The 22,291-nt window shown below is 60.4% G+C and carries 17 protein-coding genes; 8 read left to right on the top strand and 9 right to left on the bottom strand.

Going from position 1 to position 22,291, the window contains the following annotated elements:
* Window positions 1-41: 41 nt before the first annotated feature.
* The 5 genes from prpF to ACEPAJ_RS09865 form a co-directional block, all read right to left on the bottom strand.
* Window positions 42-1,229, bottom strand: a complete 1,188-nt coding sequence (gene prpF / locus ACEPAJ_RS09885; protein WP_425914700.1) for a 2-methylaconitate cis-trans isomerase PrpF — start codon at window positions 1,227-1,229, stop codon at window positions 42-44.
* Between the two features lie 130 nt (window positions 1,230-1,359).
* A complete protein-coding gene (gene acnD, locus ACEPAJ_RS09880; protein WP_425914699.1) occupies window positions 1,360-3,981 on the bottom strand; it encodes a Fe/S-dependent 2-methylisocitrate dehydratase AcnD in 2,622 nt (873 codons plus the stop codon).
* A 2-nt stretch (window positions 3,982-3,983) separates the two neighbouring features.
* Window positions 3,984-5,147 (bottom strand): bifunctional 2-methylcitrate synthase/citrate synthase, encoded by a 1,164-nt coding sequence (gene prpC, locus ACEPAJ_RS09875; protein WP_425914698.1) that lies wholly within the window; start codon window positions 5,145-5,147, stop codon window positions 3,984-3,986.
* Between the two features lie 71 nt (window positions 5,148-5,218).
* Entirely contained in the window at window positions 5,219-6,103 is an 885-nt protein-coding gene (gene prpB, locus ACEPAJ_RS09870; protein WP_425914697.1) for a methylisocitrate lyase, read from the bottom strand.
* Window positions 6,100-6,837 carry a GntR family transcriptional regulator gene (locus tag ACEPAJ_RS09865; RefSeq protein ID WP_425914696.1) on the bottom strand — a complete coding sequence of 246 codons (738 nt, stop codon included), beginning with the start codon at window positions 6,835-6,837 and terminating at the stop codon, window positions 6,100-6,102. Before ACEPAJ_RS09865 ends, prpB begins: the two co-directional genes overlap by 4 nt.
* A 303-nt stretch (window positions 6,838-7,140) precedes the next feature.
* Here ACEPAJ_RS09865 and ACEPAJ_RS09860 point away from each other — a divergent pair, with 303 nt between their 5' ends.
* The 4 genes from ACEPAJ_RS09860 (at window position 7,141) to pabB (ending at window position 11,818) form a co-directional block, all read left to right on the top strand.
* A complete protein-coding gene (locus tag ACEPAJ_RS09860; RefSeq protein ID WP_425914695.1) occupies window positions 7,141-7,677 on the top strand; it encodes an ATP-dependent zinc protease in 537 nt (178 codons plus the stop codon).
* Between the two features lie 5 nt (window positions 7,678-7,682).
* A complete protein-coding gene (locus ACEPAJ_RS09855; RefSeq protein WP_425914694.1) occupies window positions 7,683-9,209 on the top strand; it encodes an inactive transglutaminase family protein in 1,527 nt (508 codons plus the stop codon).
* A gap of 4 nt (window positions 9,210-9,213) precedes the next feature.
* Window positions 9,214-10,200, top strand: coding sequence for an alpha-L-glutamate ligase-like protein (locus ACEPAJ_RS09850; protein ID WP_425914693.1), 987 nt, complete (start codon window positions 9,214-9,216; stop codon window positions 10,198-10,200).
* Window positions 10,201-10,462: 262 nt separating this feature from the next.
* Window positions 10,463-11,818, top strand: coding sequence for an aminodeoxychorismate synthase component I (gene pabB / locus ACEPAJ_RS09845; protein WP_425914692.1), 1,356 nt, complete (start codon window positions 10,463-10,465; stop codon window positions 11,816-11,818).
* Window positions 11,819-12,004: 186 nt separating this feature from the next.
* Here the strand turns inward: pabB and ACEPAJ_RS09840 are convergent, their stop codons facing one another.
* The 3 genes from ACEPAJ_RS09840 to ACEPAJ_RS09830 all read right to left on the bottom strand — a co-directional run bounded on the left by ACEPAJ_RS09840 (window position 12,005) and on the right by ACEPAJ_RS09830 (window position 14,117).
* Window positions 12,005-12,958: a L,D-transpeptidase family protein gene (locus tag ACEPAJ_RS09840; RefSeq protein ID WP_425914691.1), complete on the bottom strand. Its 954-nt coding sequence runs from the start codon at window positions 12,956-12,958 to the stop codon at window positions 12,005-12,007.
* Between the two features lie 75 nt (window positions 12,959-13,033).
* On the bottom strand, window positions 13,034-13,315 hold the full coding sequence (locus ACEPAJ_RS09835; protein ID WP_425914690.1) for a hypothetical protein: 282 nt from the start codon (window positions 13,313-13,315) through the stop codon (window positions 13,034-13,036).
* A 196-nt stretch (window positions 13,316-13,511) separates the two neighbouring features.
* Window positions 13,512-14,117 carry an arylesterase gene (locus ACEPAJ_RS09830; RefSeq protein ID WP_425914689.1) on the bottom strand — a complete coding sequence of 202 codons (606 nt, stop codon included), beginning with the start codon at window positions 14,115-14,117 and terminating at the stop codon, window positions 13,512-13,514.
* Between the two features lie 10 nt (window positions 14,118-14,127).
* On the opposite strand from ACEPAJ_RS09830, the gene ACEPAJ_RS09825 reads away from it, so the two are divergent.
* The 4 genes from ACEPAJ_RS09825 to mnmC all read left to right on the top strand — a co-directional run bounded on the left by ACEPAJ_RS09825 (window position 14,128) and on the right by mnmC (window position 19,885).
* Window positions 14,128-14,811, top strand: coding sequence for an ABC transporter ATP-binding protein (locus ACEPAJ_RS09825; protein ID WP_425914688.1), 684 nt, complete (start codon window positions 14,128-14,130; stop codon window positions 14,809-14,811).
* The gene (locus ACEPAJ_RS09820) at window positions 14,811-17,309 is read left to right on the top strand and encodes an ABC transporter permease (protein ID WP_425914687.1); all 2,499 of its coding nucleotides are present in this window, start codon (window positions 14,811-14,813) and stop codon (window positions 17,307-17,309) included. Before ACEPAJ_RS09825 ends, ACEPAJ_RS09820 begins: the two co-directional genes overlap by 1 nt.
* 87 nt (window positions 17,310-17,396) lie before the next feature.
* Window positions 17,397-17,894 (top strand): transcription elongation factor GreB, encoded by a 498-nt coding sequence (gene greB / locus ACEPAJ_RS09815; RefSeq protein WP_425914686.1) that lies wholly within the window; start codon window positions 17,397-17,399, stop codon window positions 17,892-17,894.
* Window positions 17,895-17,905: 11 nt separating this feature from the next.
* Window positions 17,906-19,885 (top strand): bifunctional tRNA (5-methylaminomethyl-2-thiouridine)(34)-methyltransferase MnmD/FAD-dependent 5-carboxymethylaminomethyl-2-thiouridine(34) oxidoreductase MnmC, encoded by a 1,980-nt coding sequence (gene mnmC, locus ACEPAJ_RS09810; protein WP_425914685.1) that lies wholly within the window; start codon window positions 17,906-17,908, stop codon window positions 19,883-19,885.
* Window positions 19,886-19,919: 34 nt separating this feature from the next.
* Here the strand turns inward: mnmC and rlmKL are convergent, their stop codons facing one another.
* Entirely contained in the window at window positions 19,920-22,187 is a 2,268-nt protein-coding gene (rlmKL, locus tag ACEPAJ_RS09805) for a bifunctional 23S rRNA (guanine(2069)-N(7))-methyltransferase RlmK/23S rRNA (guanine(2445)-N(2))-methyltransferase RlmL (RefSeq protein WP_425914684.1), read from the bottom strand.
* Between the last annotated feature and the right edge of the window lie 104 nt (window positions 22,188-22,291).

The raw sequence follows: 22,291 nt of genomic DNA, 5'->3' as shown, positions 1-22,291 counted from the left end.
AAAAGGCTCGACAACTTCGAGCCTTTTCTCAGGTTGCTATTTTAGATCGAGTCACCGGGAACACGCACCCAACCTTCCATCAGAATCCGTGCGCTGCGCGACATAATCGCCTTGGTGACCGTCCACTGACCGTCCACCAGAGCCGCCTGAGCGCCAACGCGCAACGTGCCGGAAGGGTGACCAAAGCGTACCGCTTCGCGTGCACTGCCACCCGCAGCCAAATTAACCAGCGTGCCCGGAATCGCCGCCGCCGTACCGATGGCCACCGCACAGGTGCCCATCATCGCGTGGTGCAGCTTGCCCATCGACAGCGCGCGCACCAGCAAGTCGATATCAGCAGCCTGCACGGTTTTGCCGCTGGACGAGAGGTAATCCTTGGGCTTGGCGACGAAGGCGATCTTCGGCGTGTGCTGCCGGGTAGCCGCTTCTTCTGCAGTTTTGATCAGGCCCATGCGCAAGGCACCTGCCACACGAATCTTCTCGAAGCGCGCCAGTTGCTCCGGATCACCGTTGATCTGCTCACGCAGCTCGCTGCCGCTGTAGCCAATGTCTTCTGCATTGACGAACACCGTGGGGATACCGGCCGTAATCATGGTCGCCTTGAAGGTCCCGACTCCCGGCACCTCCAGATCATCGATCAGGTTGCCAGTGGGGAACATTGAGCCGCCCTCCTCACCGTCGTCAGACGGATCAAGGAACTCCAGCACAATCTCGGCAGCGGGAAAGGTCACCCCGTCCAGCTCGAAGTCGCCGGTTTCCTGCACCTGACCATTGCTTATCGGCACGTGGGCAATGATGGTTTTCTGGATATTGGCCTGCCAGATACGCACCTCACACATACCGCTCTGTGGGATGCGCGACGGGTCAACCAAGCCGGCATGCAGGGCAAACGCGCCAGCGCCCGTGGACAGGTTGCCGCAGTTACCGCTCCAATCGACGAAGGCCTTGTCGATCGACACCTGGCCGTAGAGGTAGTCGACATCGTGATCCGGCTGGCTGCTCTTCGACAGAATCACGCATTTTGACGTCGAGGATGTCGCCCCGCCCATGCCATCAATCTGCGCCGCATAAGGATCGGGGCTACCAATCACCCGCATAAACAGCTTATCGCGCGCCGCTCCTGGCACTTGGCAGCTCTGCGGCAGGTCTTGCAGGCGGAAGAACACGCCCTTACTGGTACCGCCACGCATATAGGTGGCGGGGATTTTGATCTGGGGTAACTGAGACATGGTGATTACCTGGCCTTATAAACCCTAGGGTGGATAGTGTTTTTCCATCCACCGCACACGCGGTCAGGGCAGATCGATACAGCGTGACCCACCCTACGAAAGACCGGGGCGTTAACGCCCCGGTGGTCAATCAGCCCTTAGACGACTCCAGGAAGTCCTGAGCAAAGCGTTGCAGCACACCGCCCGCCTCGTAGATCAGCACTTCTTCGTTGCTGTCCAGGCGACAGGTCATCGGCACTTCAACGCGCTCGCCATTGCGACGTGTGATCACCAGCGTCATGGTTGCGCGCGGTTTGCGCTCACCGATCACGTCATACACTTCAGTGCCGTCGATACCCAGGGTCAAGCGTGTAGTGCCTGGCTTGAACTCCAGCGGTAGCACGCCCATGCCGATCAAGTTAGTGCGGTGAATACGCTCGAAACCTTCGGCAGCAATCACCTCAACACCAGCCAAGCGTGGCCCCTTGGCGGCCCAGTCACGCGAGCTGCCCTGGCCATAGTCGGCACCAGCAATGATGATCAGGTTCTGCTTGCGCCCCATATAGGTTTCGATGGCTTCCCACATGCGCATGACCTGGCCTTCCGGCTCGACCCGCGCCAGCGAACCCTTCTTCACCTGCCCATCCACCACGGCCATTTCGTTGACCAGTTGCGGGTTGGCGAACGTGGCGCGCTGCGCGGTCAGGTGATCGCCGCGGTGGGTGGCGTAAGAGTTGAAGTCCTCTTCCGGCAAGCCCATTTTGTGCAGGTACTCACCCGCTGCCGAGTTCAGCAGAATGGCGTTGGAGGGCGACAGGTGGTCGGTGGTGATGTTGTCCGGCAGCACCGCCAACGGCAGCATGCCCTTGAGCGTGCGTTCACCAGCCAGCGCGCCTTCCCAATACGGCGGACGACGAATGTAGGTCGACATCGGGCGCCAGTCATACAACGGGCTTTCGGCCTCCTGCACAGTACCCAGGTCAAACATCGGGATGTAAACCTGACGGAACTGCTCCGGCTTGACGCTGGCCGCGACGATGGCGTCGATCTCTTCATCGCTCGGCCACAAATCCTTCAGCGTGACCGGGTTGCCCTGCTGGTCATGCCCGAGCACGTCTTGCTCAATATCAAAGCGCATGGTGCCGGCAATGGCATACGCCACCACCAACGGCGGCGAAGCAAGGAACGCCTGCTTGGCGTAAGGATGGATGCGCCCGTCGAAGTTGCGGTTACCGCTCAACACGGCGGTGGCGTAAAGATCGCGGTCGATGATTTCCTGCTGGATCACCGGGTCCAGCGCGCCGGACATGCCGTTACAGGTGGTGCAGGCGTAGCCAACAATGCCGAAACCGAGCTGCTCCAACTCGGACAGCAGGCCTGCGTCCTCCAGATACAGCTTGGCGACTTTCGAGCCTGGCGCGAATGAGGTTTTAACCCAAGGCTTGCGCAGCAAGCCGAGTGCATTGGCCTTTTTCGCCAGCAAGCCAGCGGCCACCACGTTGCGCGGGTTGGAGGTGTTGGTGCAACTGGTGATGGCCGCGATGATCACCGCGCCGTCGGGCATCAAACCGTCAGCTTCTTCGACTTTGCCGGATGCCAGCTTGGCTTCGTCAGCAATGCCGCGCTCGTGCAGCGCCGAGGTTGGCAGGCGGCGATGCGGATTGCTCGGGCCGGCCATATTGCGCACCACAGACGACAGGTCAAAGCTGAGCACCCGCTCGTATTCGGCGGTGACCAGCGCATCAGCCCACAGCCCCGTGGTCTTGGCGTAATGCTCAACCAGCGCCACTTGCTCCGGCTCGCGGCCGGTGAGTTTGAGGTAGTCGATGGTCTGCTGGTCGATGTAGAACATCGAGGCAGTGGCACCGTATTCCGGACACATGTTGGAGATAGTAGCGCGATCGCCGATGGTCAGGCTGTTGGCGCCCTCACCGAAGAACTCAACCCAGGCACCGACCACGCGCTCAGCACGCAGGAACTCGGTGATGGCCAGGACGATATCCGTGGCGGTAATACCGGGCTGGCGCTTGCCGGTCAGCTCGACGCCGACGATATCGGGCAGACGCATCATCGAGGCGCGACCCAGCATCACCGTCTCGGCTTCCAGACCACCCACACCTACTGCGATTACGCCCAGGGCATCAACATGCGGAGTGTGACTGTCCGTACCGACACAGGTGTCTGGGAAGGCCACGCCACCACGCGCCTGAATCACCGGGCTCATTTTCTCCAGGTTGATCTGGTGCATGATGCCGTTGCCGGCAGGGATCACGTCGACGTTCTTGAATGCGGTCTTGGTCCACTCGATAAAGTGGAAGCGGTCTTCGTTGCGACGGTCCTCGATGGCGCGGTTCTTATCGAACGCATCCGGGTCGAAACCCGGCGCTTCCACCGCCAGCGAGTGATCGACGATCAACTGGGTGGGCACCACCGGGTTGACCTTGGCCGGGTCACCGCCCTGCTCGGCAATCGCATCACGCAGGCCAGCCAGGTCGACCAGCGCGGTCTGGCCAAGAATGTCGTGGCATACCACGCGAGCCGGGTACCAGGGGAAATCCAGGTCGCGCTTGCGTTCAATCAGCTGCTTCAGCGACTCAGTCAAGATCGCCGGATCACAGCGCCGCACCAACTGCTCGGCCAGCACGCGCGAGCTATACGGCAGCTTGGCGTAGGCACCCGGGGCGATGGCATCCACCGCCTCGCGGGTGTCGAAGTAGTCCAACACGGTGCCGGGCAACGGCTTACGGTGCTGGCTGTTGAGGGTAATGGTCATGGTTATGGACGCTCCTTGAGCGGCACAAACTTAAGATCTTCCGGGCCAACGTAGTTAGCGCTCGGGCGGATGATCTTGCCGTCGATGCGCTGCTCAATCACGTGGCTGGACCAGCCTGAGGTACGGGCGATTACGAACAATGGGGTGAACATCGCGGTCGGCACACCCATCATGTGGTAGCTGACGGCGCTGAACCAATCGAGGTTGGGGAACATCTTCTTGATTTCCCACATGGTCGATTCCAGGCGCTCGGCAATGTCGTACATCTTCATGTTGCCCTGCTCGGCAGACAGCTCGCGCGCAACGTCCTTGATCACCTTGTTACGTGGATCGCTGACGGTGTAGACCGGGTGACCGAAGCCGATCACCACTTCCTTCTTCTCGACGCGCGCACGGATATCAGCCTCGGCCTCATCCGGATTGTCGTAGCGCTTCTGAATTTCAAACGCCACTTCGTTGGCGCCGCCGTGCTTCGGCCCCCGCAGCGCGCCAATACCGCCGGCGATGCACGAGTACATGTCCGAACCGGTGCCGGCGATTACCCGCGAGGTGAAGGTCGAGGCATTGAACTCATGCTCGGCATACAGATTGAGTGAGGTGTGCATGGCACGCACCCAGGACTCGCGCGGCTTTTCACCGTGCAACAGGTGCAGGAAATGGCCGCCAATGGAGTCATCGTCGGTTTCCACCTCGATGCGCTTGCCGTTGTGGCTAAAGTGGTACCAATACAGCAGCGCGCTGCCCAAGGAAGCCATCAGCTTGTCGGCAATATCACGGGCACCCGGGTGGTTGTGGTCGTCTTTCTCCGGCGACACACAGCCCAACACAGATACGGCGGTACGCATCACGTCCATCGGGTGCGCCGACGGCGGCAGCTGCTCAAGGCTGACTTTGAGGCTTGCCGGCAGGCCACGCAGAGCCTTGAGTTTGGCTTTGTAGCCTGCCAGTTCAGCGACGTTAGGCAGTTTGCCGTGCACCAGCAGGTGAGCGATTTCTTCGAAGTCGCAGCGATTGGCAAAATCGAGCACATCATAGCCACGGTAATGCAGGTCGTTACCGGTACGGCCAACGGTGCACAGGGCGGTATTACCGGCGGCGGTGCCGCTCAGTGCCACGGACTTCTTCGGCTTGAAGCCCGGGGTGGTGGTTTCTGGGGTCGCACTCATCGCTTCTATCTCCTCATCCGATCCGGTCGGGTGGTTCTTTTTATTGGCAGGCGCGCTGGCCTGCATTCCGGTTATTTCTTGGCGGCGAACAACGCATCCAGACTCTGCTCGAACGCGTGGTAGTTGATGCGATCGTAGAGCTCCATACGCGTTTGCATGGTGTCGACCACATTCTTCTGCGTGCCATCGCGGCGCACGGCCATGTAGACGTTTTCAGCTGCCTTGTTCATCGCGCGGAAAGCCGACAGCGGGTACAGCACCAGGCCGACATCCACCGAGGCCAGCTCTTCAGTGGTGTACAGCGGCGTGGCACCAAACTCGGTGATGTTGGCCAGAATCGGGGCCTTAACCCGATCGGCGAAGGTCTTGTACATCGCCAGCTCGGTGATCGCTTCGGGGAAGATCATGTCGGCACCGGCCTCGACACAGGCGGCGGCGCGGTCCAGCGCCGAGTTCAGGCCTTCAACCGCCAGCGCATCGGTGCGCGCCATGATCACGAAGCTGTCGTCGGTGCGTGCATCAACGGCGGCCTTAATGCGGTCGACCATTTCCTGCTGGGAAACGATTTCCTTATTAGGGCGATGGCCGCAACGCTTGGCACCGACCTGGTCTTCGATATGAATCGCGGCGGCGCCAAACTTGATCATCGATTTGACCGTACGCGCGACGTTAAAGGCCGAGCTGCCAAAACCGGTGTCTACATCAACCAACAGCGGCAAGTCGCAGACATCGGTAATACGCCGTACATCGGTGAGCACATCATCCAGGCCGGTGATACCTAAGTCCGGCAAGCCGAGTGAACCCGCCGCCACACCACCACCAGACAGGTAGATCGCCTTGAAACCGGCACGCTTGGCCAGCAATGCATGGTTGGCATTGATGGCGCCGATGACTTGCAGCGGATGCTCTTCGGCAACCGCATCGCGGAAACGCTGACCGGGACTTTTCATGCTCATGACTCACCTCGGGTTTTGGCTGTTTGGGTGGGTGCGCCCTGCCCTTTGCTGATAGCAAAGTGGCGCTCAATATTACGTTTGGAGGCGCCGATATGGCGGCGCATCAATAACTCGGCCAGCTCACCATCACGCTCGGCAATGGCATCGAGAATACGGTGGTGCTCGGCAAACGCCTGCCGCGGGCGATTGGGCGTTGCAGAAAACTGCAGGCGGTACATGCGCACCAACTGATAAAGCTCACCACAGAGCATCTGGGTCAGGGTCTTGTTGCCGCTGCCTTGGATGATCCGGTAGTGAAAATCAAAATCGCCTTCCTGCTGGTAGTAGCCGACGCCGGCCTTGAAGGCCGCGTCCTGCTCATGCAGGTCCAGCACCCGACGCAGCTCGTCGATTTCTGCGGCGCTCATGCGCTCGGCCGCCAGTCGACAGGCCATGCCTTCTAGGGACTCGCGAATTTCGTAGAGTTCAATCAGCTCAGCGTGACTGAGCGACACCACCCGCGCGCCGACGTGCGGAATGCGTACCAGCAAACGCTGACCTTCAAGGCGGTGAATCGCTTCACGCAGCGGCCCACGGCTGATGCCATAGGTGCGCGCCAGCTCCGGCTCGGAGATCTTGCTGCCGGGGGCAATCTCACCTTTGACGATCGCGGCCTGTATACGCCGAAAAACCTGCTCGGAGAGGGTTTCAGAATCTTCCTGGCTGGACTGGGGCGGCTCAATCACATCAAGCATATTGTCGACACTATTTAAATTAACCGCCTCAAAACTAACCATGGCGCCTAACAATGTCAAACATACCGATAACATTGTTGACAGTTTTTAGTCAGCCTTTAGTCGATAACAGCCGCGACCTTACTTGCATAAACGCCTATAAGCGCCTGTGCTGACTGAAAAAGCGCATGGTAGAATGCCGCCCGATTAACACCCGCAAAGGAATTTTGCCGGCCTGCCAGACTCCAAGCGCAAGCTCGCTTATGGCGATACGCGCTACACGCTTTTATTCGCACCCTTATCAACAGCACACCGCCCGGACTTATGACACTCAAGCCCTTTCTTCTATTGTTATGCCTGTTACTGACTCCCGGCCTGAGTCTCGCCGCGGAGAAGACCGTTTATGGGCTTAATGAGTACGTGCGTTTATTCGACCTCGACCTCAAGCTCGCCGCCAAGCTCGATACCGGCGCAAAAACCGCATCGCTCAGCGCCCGCGACATCGAACGCTTCAAGCGTGATGGCGAAACGTGGGTGCGCTTCTACCTGGCCATCGACGAGGCGCACAGCAGCCCGATCGAACGCCCTCTGGCACGCATCAGTAAAATCAAACGGCGTGCGGGCGACTATGATCCAGAAGAAGAGAAAACTTACACAGCTCGCCCGGTGATCGAAATGGATGTCTGCATGGGCCACGCCCTGCGCACTATTGAAGTGAACTTGACCGATCGTAGTGCATTCCAATACCCGTTATTGATAGGCTCCGAAGCACTCAAACGCTTTTCGGCGCTGGTCGATCCGAGTCTTAAATACGCAGCAGGCAAACCTGCTTGCACCCCTGACGCAAACCCTGGCGAGTAATTCCCATGCGCTCTCTTACGCTTCATCTGAAAGTCCTAGTCACGCTCCTTGTGAGCCTGGGCATTCTGATTACGGCTTATCAGATTTTCATCCTCGGCATCCCCATGACCGAAGACGAGACTGACGATCTGTGGAACATCGACGCCAAAGTCGAGTTCCTGGCCAACCCGCGCGAGCCGGTTAAACTGCAGATGTTTGTACCGCCACTGGCTCAGGATTACGTCAGCCTGAATGAGAGCTTTATCTCCAATAACTACGGCGTGAGCATCAACCGCGCCGATGGCAACCGCAAAGTCACCTGGTCCGCACGTCGCGCCAGCGGCAAGCAAACCCTCTACTACCGTCTGGTGCTGACCAAGCGTTACAGCGGCGAGCAAACCAAGGCCAAAGGCCCCATTTTCCGTGACAGCATCCCCGTAGAAGGTGCCGAGAAAATTGCCGCTGAAGCGTTGCTGGCGCCGATTCGCCAGCACTCGGCAGACGTCGAAACCTTCATCAGTGAAACCATCAAACGCGTCAACAACAGCAACGACGACAACGTCAAATTGCTGCTGAGCGGCGACACCTCTACCGCCAACAAAGCCACGGCCATCGAGTTGCTGCTGTCCATCGCCCACGTGCCGATGCAGCGCGTGCACACCATCCGCCTCGCCAGCGAAATCCAGCAAAGCCCAGAGCTGTGGCTGCGCAGCTTCAACGGCGAAAAATGGCTGTACTTCAACCCGGAAAGTGGCGAGCAAGGCCTGCCAGCTGATCGTCTGGTCTGGTGGACCGGCGATGAAAGCCTGGTCACCCTCGAAGGCGGCAAGCAGGCGCAAGTTACTTTCAGCCTGAACAACAGCGAAATGAACGCCATTCGCCTGGCCAAGCTGACCGACGAAAACACTGACGCCGACTTCCTCGAATACACCCTCTATGGCCTGCCGCTGCAAACCCAGCAGACCTTTATGATCATGGTCATGATCCCCATCGGTGTGTTGGTGATCCTGATCCTGCGCAACCTCGGCGGCCTGCAGACACTCGGTACCTTTACCCCGGTACTGATCGCCCTGGCCTTCCGCGAAACCCAACTGGGTTTCGGGATTATCCTGTTTACCGTGATTACGGCCCTTGGCCTGTCGCTGCGCTCTTATCTGGAGCACTTGAAACTGCAGATGCTGCCTAGGCTCTCGGTGGTACTGACCTTCGTCGTGGTGCTGATCGCGGTGATCAGCCTGTTCAGCCATAAGCTTGGCCTGGAACGCGGTTTGTCGGTAGCGCTGTTCCCGATGGTGATTCTGACCATGACCATCGAACGCCTGTCGATCACCTGGGAAGAACGCGGCGGCGGCCATGCCTTCAAGGTGGCGCTGGGCACCCTGTTTGCGGCGACCATCGCGCACCTGCTGATGAGCGTGCCGGAGCTGAACTACTTCATCTTCACCTTCCCGGCCGTGCTGATGATTCTGGTGGGCTTCATGCTGGCGATGGGTCGCTACCGCGGTTACCGCCTGACCGAACTGTTCCGCTTCAAAGCCTTCCTCAAGGACTAATGCCATGTTCGGTCTGATCAAGACGTGGAAAGCCCTTGAAGCCAAAGGCATCATGGGCATCAACCGACGCAACGCGGACTACGTGCTGAAGTACAACAAACGGCACCTGTACCCGATCGTCGATGACAAGATCATCACCAAGCAGCGCGCGATCGAAGCGGGCATCGATGTGCCGGAAATGTATGGCGTCATCGAGACCGAGAAAGGCATCGATAAGCTGCGCGAGATTATTGGTGACCGTCCGGACTTCGTGGTCAAGCCAGCGCAAGGCGCTGGCGGTGACGGCATCCTGGTGATCGCTGATCGCTTCGAAGATAAATACAGAACCGTCTCGGGCAAAATCATCAGCCACGAAGAGATCGAGCATCAGATCTCCAGCATTCTCACCGGCCTCTACTCCCTCGGCGGCCACCGTGATCGTGCGCTGATCGAATACCGCGTGACCCCGGACCAGATCTTCAAAAGCATCAGCTATGAAGGCGTACCGGACATCCGCATCATCGTACTGATGGGCTACCCGGTGATGGCCATGCTGCGCCTGCCAACCCGGCAATCCGGCGGCAAGGCCAACCTGCACCAAGGCGCCATCGGTGTTGGCGTGGACATGGCCACCGGCGTGACCCTGCGCGGCACCTGGCTGAACAATAAAATCAGCAAGCACCCGGACACCACCAACGCGGTGGACGGCGTGCAACTGCCAAACTGGGACGGCTTTATGAAGCTCGCTGCCGGCTGCTACGAGCTGTGCGGGCTGGGCTATATCGGCGTGGACATGGTGCTGGACCAGGACAAAGGCCCGTTGATTCTTGAACTCAACGCCCGCCCAGGCCTGAACATCCAGATTGCCAACGACTGCGGGCTCACTCACCGCGCCCATGCGGTTGAAGCACGCATCGCCGAGCTGAAAAAGAAAGGCATTGTGGAAACGCCCGAAGAGCGCATGCGCTTCTCGCAAGGGCTGTTTGGCCAGACATCATCGGCTAAGGCCTGATCGCTTACATCGATACCCGCCCGGGTTGCTCCGGGCTAAGCACCCTGCGAGGGTCAAACCTTCGCAGGGTGTTTTGTTATCGCCGCCAGCATCCTCGCCTAGCAAGGACGTGCCAGGCCGCAAGCGATAACGCGCACAATGAAACCAACAGCGCGCCCTGCATGCCGAGACCCCCAGGCCCCCCAAGCAAACCCACGCGCAAACGCTAGGATGAATATTGGCGACGCTCTACAATCGCCATCCGCGCACTCGAAACTGTCATATGCCTACTTGCCTTGTACTGCCACTGCCCTACCAAGCAGACCCTTCTCACTATTTCAACAGCATCCAGGATGCCCCGGGCGCAGTGCTGCTGGATGCCGGACGACCGACCGCACAACGCGGACGCTACGACCTTATGAGCGCCTGGCCATTGGCTGAGTTGCTGCCAACGCCTGACGAAACGGCTGACGCCTTCCTGCAACGCCTGCGCCAGAGCCTCAACGCGCTAGGTGAAGCCGAAGCCCCTGCCGACACACCCCTGCCATTCGTTGGTGGGCTGATCGGTTACTTGAGCTATGACTTCGGCCGGCGACTGGAGCACTTACCGAGCGAAGCTGTCGATGACCTCGACCTGGCCGATGCCCGCTTTGGTGTTTATGCCTGGGCCCTGGTGACTGATCACCAACAGCAGCGCAGCCAATTGGTATTTCACCCAAACCTGCCGGCAGCCGAACATCAACGCCTGAGCCTCTTGTTCACCCAGCCATCAGCGTCTGCACACGAGCCGCAACCGTTCAAGCTGCAGCAACGCTTCCAGCACGACATCACTGAAGAGCAGTACCTGCAGTGTCTGGCGCAAATTCAGACCTATATCCAGGCTGGCGACTGTTATCAGGTGAACCTTACCCAGCGTTTCCGAGCGAACTACCAGGGCTCGACGTGGACCGCCTACCAGGCGCTGCGCGCCGCCTGCCCGACACCGTTCTCGGGTTATCAGACGTTACCGGATGGCGGGGCAATCATCAGCCTGTCGCCGGAGCGCTTCTTGCGCATCAGCGAAGGCCAGGTCGAAACCCGACCTATCAAGGGCACTCGCCCCCGCCGTGCAGATCAGCAGCAGGATCAAGCCGAGGCCGAGGCCCTGCTCGACAGCAGCAAAGACCGCGCAGAGAACCTGATGATTGTCGACCTGCTGCGTAACGACCTAGGCCGCAGCTGTAAAGTTGGCTCGGTGCGAGTGCCGGAACTCTTCGCCCTGGAGAGCTACCCCAACGTGCACCACTTGGTCAGCGCCGTCACCGGCGAACTGGCGCCGGGTAAAGATGCGCTGGACCTGATCGCTGGTAGCTTCCCCGGCGGCTCGATTACCGGCGCGCCAAAGATTCGCGCGATGCAGATCATCGACGAACTCGAGCCCACGCGCCGTGCGCTGTATTGCGGCTCACTGCTGTACTTGGATGTACGTGGGGAAATGGACAGTTCCATCGCCATCCGCAGCCTGCTGGCCAAGGACGGCCAGATCAGCTGCTGGGGCGGCGGCGGCATCGTTGCCGACTCCGACGGCCAAGCCGAGTACCAGGAGTCCATCACCAAGGTCAAAGTGTTACTCCAGACCTTGGAGCGCTTCTGCGACTGAGCGCAATACCGGGCAGGCTTTTGCTTGCAGGGTGTTTACCGAGAGCAGTCTTTCGTCACAGCAATGCGACTATGCTGCCCAGCAAAAACTAAACACCCTGCGAGAGACTAGCCCTCGCAGGGTGTTTGGGTAACCGCCTAACTTACCCGCCAGCGCGGGGCATAGCGGGCTTTTGAATACAGCCGATTAGATCGCGGGCTCGACAGCCACCACGGCCTGACCGGGCTGTGCGATCTCAACCGGCAAACCGTCTTCCGCGGCGACCACTTCACGCAGCATCTCCCAATCCAGACGCAGATCGGCAAATTCGTCGTTTTTCAGCAGCGCATTGATCACGGCGGTGTGCTTATCGACGACCGAAACTTCTCCTGTCTCATCCAGCGGTGCGTGCGCCTCCAGATAGACCTTGCCGCCACTGCGGCCAAACTTGTATGGCTCGTTGATGATGCGCACCGGCGTACCGACCGACACCATTGACGCCAGTTTCAGCACGTTGTGGTTAAGCATGCGGAAACAGCCGTGGCTGACGCGCATACCAATACCGAATTTCTTGTTCGAGCCATGAATCAGGTAGCCAGGCACCGACAGCCCCAACTTATAAGGCCCCAACGGGTTGTCCGGCCCAGGCGGCACATAGGCCGGCAGCGGGTCACCCGCAGCCGCATGCTCTGCCAGAATCGACTTGGGTGGCGTCCAGCCCGGGTTCGGGGTCTTGGCCGTAATGCGCGCATCAGCCACCGGTGAGCTCCAGCCCTCGCGACCAATACCCAGCGGATAGGTGTGAACCACATTGCCGCCTTTCGGGTAGTAGTACAGACGGTACTCAGCCAGGTTGATGACCACACCTTCACGCGGGCCTGGCGGCAGGATAAAACGCGTCGGCAGAATGATCTCGGTCCCCTCACCCGGCAACCAGGCATCAACGCCCGGGTTGGCGATCACCATTTCCAGGTAGCCCAGGTCATTGACCACACCTAAATCGGCAAAGGTGTCTTCATATTTGGCCTTGATGACCTGCACCTCGCCAACGATATCCTCGCCAGGTGGCGGCAAAGGAAGCTCAAGCGCATTGGCAGACGCTACCGCGAAGACAGCAGCAAGTGGCAGGCAGCGGGTAACGGCAAAAGCACGCAACAACATCCGAGAATTCCTGACGAAAATAGTGGGTGAAGGTGAATGGCGAGTGTACACCGGTTGATCAACAGCCGGCATAGCTCAGCGCCCCGGTAATGCTGGACGATCGCCGCGCTTCTGCGCATCCAGCCTCGCGCGACAAGCCGGGCACAGGCGCTTATCACGCAGCACCGCTTTGCTCAGATCACGCCATAACGGCTGCGCAGGCAGTAAACCACCGCACAGCGTACGGTCGGCGAACTCGCCTAATTCAAGCTGGCGCGCGAGCAGGTGCACGCGTGCTTCTCGGCAGGCGAACAAGTCGAGCTGCTCGTCAGGTTCGATCAGTTGGTAGGCATGCAAGGACCAGGCAGGACGCGGCATTGAGGGCTCCAGTGCGGGGGCGCCACATTAGCCGAAAGGCAGCCTACAGAAAAGCCTCTCAGAGCAAAGGTTTTAGGGCTAACCAAGGCTTATTCAGCCGCGCAGGGTTGAGCCCAGGTAGCTTCATGACATGATTGAGCATCGCGGCATGCCCGCTCAGTACAATCGGGCCTTCCTGACTACCTCAGGGATTACTTCAAAGCATCGGTTTGAGCATCGGCCAGACATTATCTAAAAGCCGAGGCTGAGCTTCAGCAGCAGGGTGAATACCATCACGCTGCATCATGGAAGGCACACCACCTATGCCCTCCAGCACAAAAGGCACCAACTCAGCGCCAGTCTCAGTGGCGACTTTGGGGAACACCGCAGCGAACGCCGTGGTGTAACGCACACCGTAATTAGGCGGTAGCTGCATCCCCAAAATCAGCACCTTGGCCCCGACCTTTTGTGATTGCTCAACCATGGCCGCAAGGTTTTGTTGCAATTGCACAGGCGGCTGACCACGCAAGCCATCGTTCCCCCCCAGCTCAATAATCACCAGCTCCGGTTGATGCTCTGTAAGTAGCGCAGGCAGCCGCGCGGCGCCGCCTGCACTGGTATCACCACTGATCGAGGCATTGACCACACGATGGTCAAACCCCTGCTCGATCAAGCGTTTTTCCAGCAAAGCGACCCAACCCTGGCGGGTATCCAGGCCAAAAGCCGCGCTGATACTATCGCCGACGACTAGTACGGTACCCGCGAACGCCGCCGGCCCCCACAGCAGCAGGCTCAGGGCAGTACCGATCAACCACTTACGCATTGGATTCTCCATGAGCTCAAGTATTCTCACCGCGCGAAACCTTAGCAAAGTGGTTACCAGCACGGAAGGCGAGCTAACCATACTCCATGACCTGTCACTGGAGCTTGCCTCTGGTGATAGTTTGGCGATTGTTGGCAGTTCCGGTTCGGGTAAATCCACCCTGCTCGGCCTGCTCGCCGGCCTCGATCTGCCCAGCAGCGGCAGCGTTGTGCTGGCTGGTAACGACCTCGGCAGCCTCGATGAAGATCAACGCGCGCGCGTTCGCGCTGAACACGTCGGCTTCGTCTTTCAATCCTTCCAGTTACTCGACAGCTTGAATGCCTTGGAAAACGTCATGCTGCCATTGGAGCTTGAAGGCCGTGCCGATGCCCGCCAGCGCGCCCGCACCTTGCTCGACCGTGTCGGCCTCGGCCAGCGCCTGACTCACTACCCACGCCAACTCTCGGGCGGGGAACAGCAGCGGGTAGCAATCGCCCGCGCCTTTGCCGCCGAACCGGCGGTGCTGTTTGCCGACGAACCCACCGGCAACCTCGACAGCCATACCGGTGAACGCATCAGCGACCTGTTGTTCGACCTGAACAAGGAGCGCGGCGCGACCCTGGTCCTAGTCACCCATGACGAGCGCCTGGCGCACCGCTGCCATCGCCTGATCCGTCTTGAAGGCGGCCACTTGGTCGACCACGTGGAACCCTGATGAACCACCTGCCGTTTACCCGCCTGCTCTCCCTAGCCAGCCGCCAATTGCTGCGCGATGCGCGCGCGGGCGAACTGCGCGTGCTGTTTTTTGCCCTGCTGATTGCGGTCGCGGCCAGCACGGCCATTGGCTACTTCAGCGCACGCCTGAATGACGGCATGCTGCTGCGCGCCACCGAATTTCTGGCGGCAGACCTGCGCCTGACGGGCAGCTCACCCAGCGCCCCCGAACAAATCAGCAGCGGTAAACAACTGGGGCTTGAGCATGCCCAGTTGGTTGAATTCTCCAGTGTGATCGCCAGCGACACCGGCATTCAGCTGGCCAGCGTCAAAGCGGCGGACAGCGCCTATCCATTACGCGGCGAGCTGAAAAGTGCTGCGGCGCTCTACGACGCTGAACACGTCAGCCCTGGCCCAGGGCCGGGCGAAGCCTGGGCCGAAGCCCGGCTGTTTGTCGCCCTCAACCTCAAACCCGGCGACAGCGTCGAGGTCGGCGCGAAAACCCTGCGACTGACCCGCGTGCTGACCTTCTTGCCCGATGAAGCCGGCGACTTCTACAGCCTGACCCCACACCTGCTGATGCACCTCGACGACCTGGCCGCCACCGGCGTAGTGCAGCCTGGCAGCCGCGTGCGCTACCAAGAGCTGTGGCGTGGCGACAGCGATGCCTTGGCGCAGTATCGCCAGAGCATCACCCTTGCAGCCAACCAGCGCCTGGAAGATGCCAAAGATGGCAATCGCCAGGTCGGCAACGCCCTGGGCCGCGCGGAACGTTATCTTAACCTCGCCAGCCTCGCGGCCGTATTGCTGGCCGGGGTTGCCGTGGCCTTGTCAGCCGCCCGCTTTGCCGCCAGGCGTTTCGATGCCAGCGCGCTGCTGCGCTGCCTCGGACTGTCACGTAACCAGGCACTCGGCCTGTTCAGCCTGCAACTGGCACTGCTGGGCATAACGGCCAGTCTGATCGGTGCGGGGCTGGGTTGGCTTTCCCAACTGGCACTCTTCAACCTCCTACACGATCTGCTACCCGCACAGATTCCCCCTGGCGGCCTTTGGCCCGCCCTGGCCGGCATGGCTACGGGGCTGGTCGCCCTCGCCGGCTTTGCCTTGCCGCCCCTGGCTGCACTGGGCCGCGTACCACCACTGCGGGTCCTGCGCCGCGATTTGCTGCCCGTGCCAGCCAGCTCCTGGCTGGTGTATGGCGCCGCCTTGCTGGCGCTGGGCCTGATCATGTGGCGTTTGAGCCTCGACCTGCAATTGACCTTTGCCCTGCTCGGCGGCGGCCTGGTAACCGCGGCGGTGCTCGGTGGTTTAATCCTACTGAGCCTACAAAGCCTGCGTCGCCTGCTAGCCAGTGCGTCGCTGCCCTGGCGACTGGGGCTGGGTCAGCTGCTGCGTAACCCACTCGCGGCAGCGGGCCAGTCGCTGGCGTTCGGCCTGATCATCCTGTCCATGGCACTGATTGCCCTGCTACGTGGCGAGCTGCTCGACACTTGGCAGGATCAGCTGCCCGAACAAGCGCCCAACCACTTCGCCTTGAATATCCTGCCGGCGGACAAAGAGGCCTTTAGCGCTCGCCTGAGCGAACTGTCACCCCACCCTGCGCCACTCTTCCCGGTGGTGCCCGGCCGTCTGGTGATGATCAATGACGAGCGGGTACGGCAGATCGTCAGCAAAGAGTCGCAAGGTGAGCGCGCGATTCGCCGCGACCTGAGCCTGACCTGGGCCGCCGATTTACCCGCGGACAACTCCCTCGTCGCAGGCAGCTGGTGGCGCGAGGCCAACAGCAACGAGTTACCCGGCGTATCAGTGGAGTCCGAACTGGCCGAAAGCCTGCAACTGAAACTCGGCGACCGCCTGAGCTTCAGCGTCGGCGGCCTCAACCGTGATGCGGTGGTCAGCAGCCTGCGCGAAGTCGACTGGAACAATTTCCAGCCCAACTTCTACATGATCTTCCAGCCCGGTACTCTGCAGGATCTGCCAGTCACCTACCTGACCAGCTTTTACCTGCCGCCGCAGCAGGAGCAGCAACTGGTGGCGTTGTCACGGGCCTTCCCGGTAGTGACCTTGCTGCAGGTCGAAGCCCTGTTGGCGCAGCTACGCAGCATCCTCGCGCAGGTCACCCTGGCCATCGAGTTCGTCCTGCTGTTCGTCCTGGCGGCCGGGCTTGCCGTGCTGTTCGCCGGCCTGCAGTCCACCCTGGATGAGCGCATTCGCCAGGGCGCGCTGCTTCGCGCTCTGGGGGCCGAGCGCAAAATACTGATCAAGGCGCGGCGCGCCGAATTCGGCCTGCTGGGTGCTTCGAGCGGGCTGCTGGCGGCATTTGGCTGTGAGCTGATCAGCTTCCTGCTCTACCGCTTTGCCTTCGATCTAGCCTGGCAGCCGCATCCCTGGTTGCTGTTGCTGCCGTTGATTGGCGCCTTACTGGTGGGCGGCGCCGGTATTCTCGGCACGCGCCGGGCGTTAAATATCAGCCCGCTGACGGTGCTGCGCGAGGGCTGATAGACTCGCGCCTCACTTTTCTCTGCTGCCTGCGGGCCTGCTTTTAACGCAGCAGGCCGACGCACAGCAGACGTTAAACAGGTTCTTATGAGTCGCTACCGCCCACCCCGCTCCGCTGGCACACCGCTGATTACCCCTGAGGGCGAGGCGCGCATGCGTGCCGAACTGCATGAGCTGTGGCATGTGCGCCGGCCCCAGGTCACCCAGTCGGTCAGTGAAGCCGCCGCCCAGGGCGACCGCTCAGAGAACGCCGAGTACACCTACGGTAAGAAGATGCTGCGCGAGATCGACAGCCGCGTCCGTTTTTTGACCAAACGCCTGGAAAACCTCAAGGTCGTCAGCGCCCGGCCCAGCGACCCGGATAAGGTCTACTTCGGCGCCTGGGTCACCTTGGAAGATGAAGAAGGCAGCGAGGCGCGCTACCGCATCATCGGTCCCGACGAGCTGGACCTGAAAAACAACCTGATCAGCATCGACTCGCCCCTGGCCCGCGCCCTGATCGGCAAAAGCCTGGACACCGAAGTACGGGTACACACCCCGACCGGCGAGAAGACCTGGTACATCGTGGCCATCGACTACCCGTGAACGAACCAAGCATGCCCTCCACCGCTGATACCCCCACCCAGCAAGCTTGCCTTGAATGGGATGAGCAGGGCCAACCGCTGTCCAGCCATTTCGCTGACGTGTACTTCTCCAATGAGAATGGACTGGCCGAAACCCGCTACGTATTTCTCGCCAATAACCAGCTGCCTGATCGTTTCGCGGCGCTGCAGGCGCACGAGCACCTGGTCATTGGCGAAACCGGCTTTGGCACCGGGCTGAATTTCCTCTGCGCTTGGCAGCTGTTCGAGCAACAGGCTGTAGCAGGGGCCCGCCTGCATTTTGTCAGCGTGGAAAAATACCCGCTAAACAAAACCGACCTGCAGCGTGCACTGGCCCTGTGGCCTGAACTAGCGCCCTACGCCGAACAGTTGCTGGCGCAATACGTGGCGCTGCACCCAGGCTTTCAGCGCCTGGTGTTTGCCGGCGGGCGCGTCGTGCTCACCCTGCTGATTGGTGATGCGCTGGAGCTGCTGGGCCACTTGGACGCCAAGGTTGATGCCTGGTTTCTCGACGGCTTCGCCCCAGCGAAGAACCCGGACATGTGGACGCCGGAACTGTTTACTCAGCTGGCGCGGTTGTCGCACGCCAGTACCACGCTGGGCACCTTTACCAGCACCGGCTATGTGCGCCGCCGCCTGAACGAGGCTGGCTTCAAGATGAAGCGCGTACCAGGCCTGGGGAAGAAATGGGAAGTGCTCAAGGGAACGTATGTCGGTAGCGCAGCCGTGCAGCACAAACCCTGGTTTGCCCGTCCCGCACCACCAACCGGGGAACGCAGCGCTTTAGTCATTGGCGCAGGCCTGGCGGGCTGCGCCACTGCTGCCAGCCTGGCCCAGCGCGGCTGGCAGGTCACCCTACTAGAACGCCATAACGCCATCGCCCAGGAAGCCTCCGGTAACCCGCAAGGCGTGCTTTACCTCAAGCTCTCGGCCCATCACACCACGCTCTCGCGCCTGATTGTAAGCGGTTATGGCCACACCCGCCGGCTGCTGGCGGGCCTGCAAAAAAAGCAGCACTGGGATAATTGCGGCGTGCTGCAACTAGCTTTCGATGACAAGGAAGCGCAGCGCCAGAGCCAGCTTGCCACAGCGTTTCCCGCCGACTTGCTGGTTAATCTGGGCAAAAGTGCCGCCGAAGCCAAAGCCGGTATTGCCCTGCCTGCCGGTGGCCTGTTCTACCCCGAGGCGGGCTGGGTACACCCACCAGCACTGTGTGAGCTGCTCAGCCAGCAGCCAAATATCCAGCTGCAACTGCATCAGGAAGCACTGGAGCTGCGCCGTGAAGGTGAACGTTGGCAAGCCTGGAATGGCGAACAGCTGCTGGCCAATGCCAGCGTGGTGGTGCTGGCCAGCGCCGCCGAGATCAAGCGCTTCAGTCAAGCCGCGCACTTGCCCCTGAAACGCATCCGCGGGCAGATCAGCCGCCTACCCGCCACAGCAGCCAGTCGCGCGCTAAGCACCGTGGTGTGTGCGGAAGGCTATGTCGCCCCCGAACGCCAGGGCGAGCACACCCTAGGCGCAAGCTTTGACTTCAACAGTGACGACCTGAAGCTAAACAGCGCTGATAACGCGAGCAACCTGCAGTTATTGGAAGAAATTTCGCCAGAACTGGCCAAGCAGCTTAATGCCGCTGAATTAGCGCCTGAGCACCTACAAGGCCGCGCCGCGTTTCGCTGTACCAGCCCCGACTACCTGCCGATTGTCGGCCCGCTCGCCGATACAGCGGCCTTTAGCGAGGCCTATGCGGTGCTGAGCAAAGATGCGCGCCAAATGCCGGATACACCCTGCCCCTGGCTCGACGGCCTGTATATCAACAGCGGGCATGGCTCGCGCGGGTTGATCACCGCACCGCTGTCAGGCGAGCTGATTGCCGCTTGGCTGAACGACGAGCCACTGCCAGTGCCTGCCGATGTGGCGCAGGCCTGCCATCCCAACCGCTTCGCCTTGCGTACGCTAATCCGCAACAAACCATAACGCCTGTGCGCCTGCGAGCAGGCGCACAGCATCATCAACCGCGCAGGGTAAAGCGCCAGGCGCGGTGGATTTTCGGGTTGCGGGCAAAGTCCGGGTCCAGGGTTGATTCGCTGATGTCTTCCACCTGATAACGCGCAGCCAAGCTCGCATCGAGCTCAAACTTGCGGAAGTTGTTGGAGAAATACAGCACCCCATCTTTGGCCAGGCGCGCCATGGCCAGATCGAGCATCTGCACATGGTCACGCTGGATGTCAAAGATGCCTTCCATGCGCTTGGAGTTTGAGAAGGTCGGTGGATCAATAAAGATCAGTTCGTACTCGCCGCGATCCTCGGCCAGCCAGGCCATCACATCACCCTGTTCCAGCTTGTTCTTATCCGAATAGCCGTTGAGCGAGAGGTTGCGGCGCGCCCAGTCCAGATAGGTTTTCGATAGGTCGACGCTGGTGGTAGTGCGCGCGCCGCCCTTAGCCGCATGCACGGTGGCCGTGGCTGTGTAGCAGAACAAGTTGAGGAAACGCTTACCGGCCGCCTCTTTCTGGATGCGCAGACGCAGCGGACGGTGATCGAGGAACAGTCCGGTATCCAGGTAGTCGGTGAGGTTAACCAGCAACTTTACGCCGCCTTCGTTGACCTCCAAAAACTGCCCTTGGGTGGCCTGACGCTGGTACTGCTTAGTACCGCTCTGGCGCTCGCGACGCTTGACCACTACTTTGCTCTTGTCGACGCCAAGCGCTTGTGGGATCGCGGCGATGGCATCGAACATACGCGCCTTGGCCTTCTCCGGATCAATCGACTTGGGCGCCGCATATTCCTGCACATGCACCCAATCACCGTACAAATCCACCGCCATGGAATACTCCGGCATGTCGGCGTCATACAGGCGGTAGCACTGCACATCTTCACGACGCGCCCACTTGCCCAGCTGCTTGAGGTTCTTCTGCAAACGGTTGGCGAACATCTGCCCGCCTTCGCTCAAGCGCGCCTGCTCAACCACAGGGGCCGGGGCCGGCTTGATCGGATTACCGTTCTTGTTGTACTGACGCTCTTGCGGCTCAAGCGGTGCCTTGTCGGCTTCGACCTGTTCACGCTCGCGCTCGCGTTGCTCAGGCGTACGACGCTCGCCCGTGACGAACTGCTCGGGCTGAACCTTGATGAGTAGCAACTTGCACGGCAATGCGCCGTTCCAAAAGGCGTACTGCTTATGGCTGCGGATGCCCATGCGCTTGCCCAGATCCGGCGCGCCGGTAAACACCGCCGCCTCCCAACCCATGCACGCCTGACGCAGACGCTCACCAAGGTTTTGGTAGAGGTACAACAGGCTGGCTTCGTCACCTAGGCGCTCGCCGTAGGGCGGGTTACAGATCACCAGGCCTTTTTGGTTCTGATCCGGACGCGGCTCAAAGGTCGCCACTTCGCCCTGATAAACCTTGACCCAGTCACCCATACCGGCGCGCTCGATGTTATTGCGCGCCGGTTGAATCAGGCGTGGATCTGCTTCGTAGCCGCGAATCCACAATGGCGGTTTAGCCATACCGGCGGCAGCACGCTGCTCAGCCTCGGCATGCAGCTTTTTCCATAAGGCCGGTACGTGGCCCAACCATTTGCTAAAACCCCACTGCTCGCGGGTCATGTTTGGCGCGACATCAGCAGCAATCATCGCCGCTTCCACCAGAAAGGTGCCGACCCCACACATCGGGTCAGCCAGCGCGCCGCCTTCAGCAGCAATACGAGGCCAGCCGGCACGAATCAACACAGCGGCCGCGAGGTTTTCCTTCAGTGGCGCAGCGCCCTGCTGCAGACGATAACCGCGCTGGTGCAAGCTGTGGCCTGAGAGGTCGAGGGAGAGAATGGCCTCGCCGCGATCCAAACGCAGATGCACGCGCAGATCCGGGTTGATCTTATCGACCGATGGCCGCGTGCCGTCTTTCAGACGCAGTTTGTCGACGATGGCATCCTTGACCTTCAACGCACCGAAATGCGTGTTGTCGATGCCGGAGCCGTTACCGCTGAATTCCACAGCCAAACTGCCGTCGGACTCCAGGTGCTCGAACCAGTCGACCTCCAGTACGCCCTCGTAAAGGCTCTGGGCGTCCTGCACGCTGTAGCGTTTGATTACCAACAACACTCGGTTGGCCAGGCGCGACCACAGGCACAGGCGATAGGCCGTTTCCATGTCAGCCATGCCACGAATGGCCGACGTGTGCTCACGCGCATCTTCAAGGCCGAGGCTGCTAGCTTCTTCGAGCAGCAAGCCTTCAAGGCCCTTGGGGCAGGTGAGGAAGAGTTCGTAACGATCCGACATGGGGGGTTCCAGTGCCTAAGGCAATCAACGGTGTACAGAGAAGTCAGCACAGCCAAAATAAGTGACAAAGCGTCGCAACGCGACCCTTCGTCGGAATAAACAAC

The organism is Pseudomonas sp. GWSMS-1 (genome assembly GCF_049847425.1).
Taxonomy (GTDB): Bacteria; Pseudomonadota; Gammaproteobacteria; order Pseudomonadales; family Pseudomonadaceae; genus Aquipseudomonas.
This window is presented reverse-complemented; position numbering and strand designations above follow the sequence as displayed.

Excerpts from the sequence above, each read along its gene's own strand:
- prpF (WP_425914700.1), bottom strand. The coding sequence starts at position 1,229 with ATGTCTCAGTTACCCCAGATCAAAATCCCCGCCACCTATATGCGTGGC.
- acnD (WP_425914699.1), bottom strand. The coding sequence starts at position 3,981 with ATGACCATTACCCTCAACAGCCAGCACCGTAAGCCGTTGCCCGGCACC.
- prpC (WP_425914698.1), bottom strand. The coding sequence starts at position 5,147 with ATGAGTGCGACCCCAGAAACCACCACCCCGGGCTTCAAGCCGAAGAAG.
- prpB (WP_425914697.1), bottom strand. The coding sequence starts at position 6,103 with ATGAGCATGAAAAGTCCCGGTCAGCGTTTCCGCGATGCGGTTGCCGAA.
- ACEPAJ_RS09865 (WP_425914696.1), bottom strand. The coding sequence starts at position 6,837 with ATGCTTGATGTGATTGAGCCGCCCCAGTCCAGCCAGGAAGATTCTGAA.
- ACEPAJ_RS09860 (WP_425914695.1), top strand. The coding sequence starts at position 7,141 with ATGACACTCAAGCCCTTTCTTCTATTGTTATGCCTGTTACTGACTCCC.
- ACEPAJ_RS09855 (WP_425914694.1), top strand. The coding sequence starts at position 7,683 with ATGCGCTCTCTTACGCTTCATCTGAAAGTCCTAGTCACGCTCCTTGTG.
- ACEPAJ_RS09850 (WP_425914693.1), top strand. The coding sequence starts at position 9,214 with ATGTTCGGTCTGATCAAGACGTGGAAAGCCCTTGAAGCCAAAGGCATC.
- pabB (WP_425914692.1), top strand. The coding sequence starts at position 10,463 with ATGCCTACTTGCCTTGTACTGCCACTGCCCTACCAAGCAGACCCTTCT.
- ACEPAJ_RS09840 (WP_425914691.1), bottom strand. The coding sequence starts at position 12,958 with ATGTTGTTGCGTGCTTTTGCCGTTACCCGCTGCCTGCCACTTGCTGCT.
- ACEPAJ_RS09835 (WP_425914690.1), bottom strand. The coding sequence starts at position 13,315 with ATGCCGCGTCCTGCCTGGTCCTTGCATGCCTACCAACTGATCGAACCT.
- ACEPAJ_RS09830 (WP_425914689.1), bottom strand. The coding sequence starts at position 14,117 with ATGCGTAAGTGGTTGATCGGTACTGCCCTGAGCCTGCTGCTGTGGGGG.
- ACEPAJ_RS09825 (WP_425914688.1), top strand. The coding sequence starts at position 14,128 with ATGAGCTCAAGTATTCTCACCGCGCGAAACCTTAGCAAAGTGGTTACC.
- ACEPAJ_RS09820 (WP_425914687.1), top strand. The coding sequence starts at position 14,811 with ATGAACCACCTGCCGTTTACCCGCCTGCTCTCCCTAGCCAGCCGCCAA.
- greB (WP_425914686.1), top strand. The coding sequence starts at position 17,397 with ATGAGTCGCTACCGCCCACCCCGCTCCGCTGGCACACCGCTGATTACC.
- mnmC (WP_425914685.1), top strand. The coding sequence starts at position 17,906 with ATGCCCTCCACCGCTGATACCCCCACCCAGCAAGCTTGCCTTGAATGG.
- rlmKL (WP_425914684.1), bottom strand. The coding sequence starts at position 22,187 with ATGTCGGATCGTTACGAACTCTTCCTCACCTGCCCCAAGGGCCTTGAA.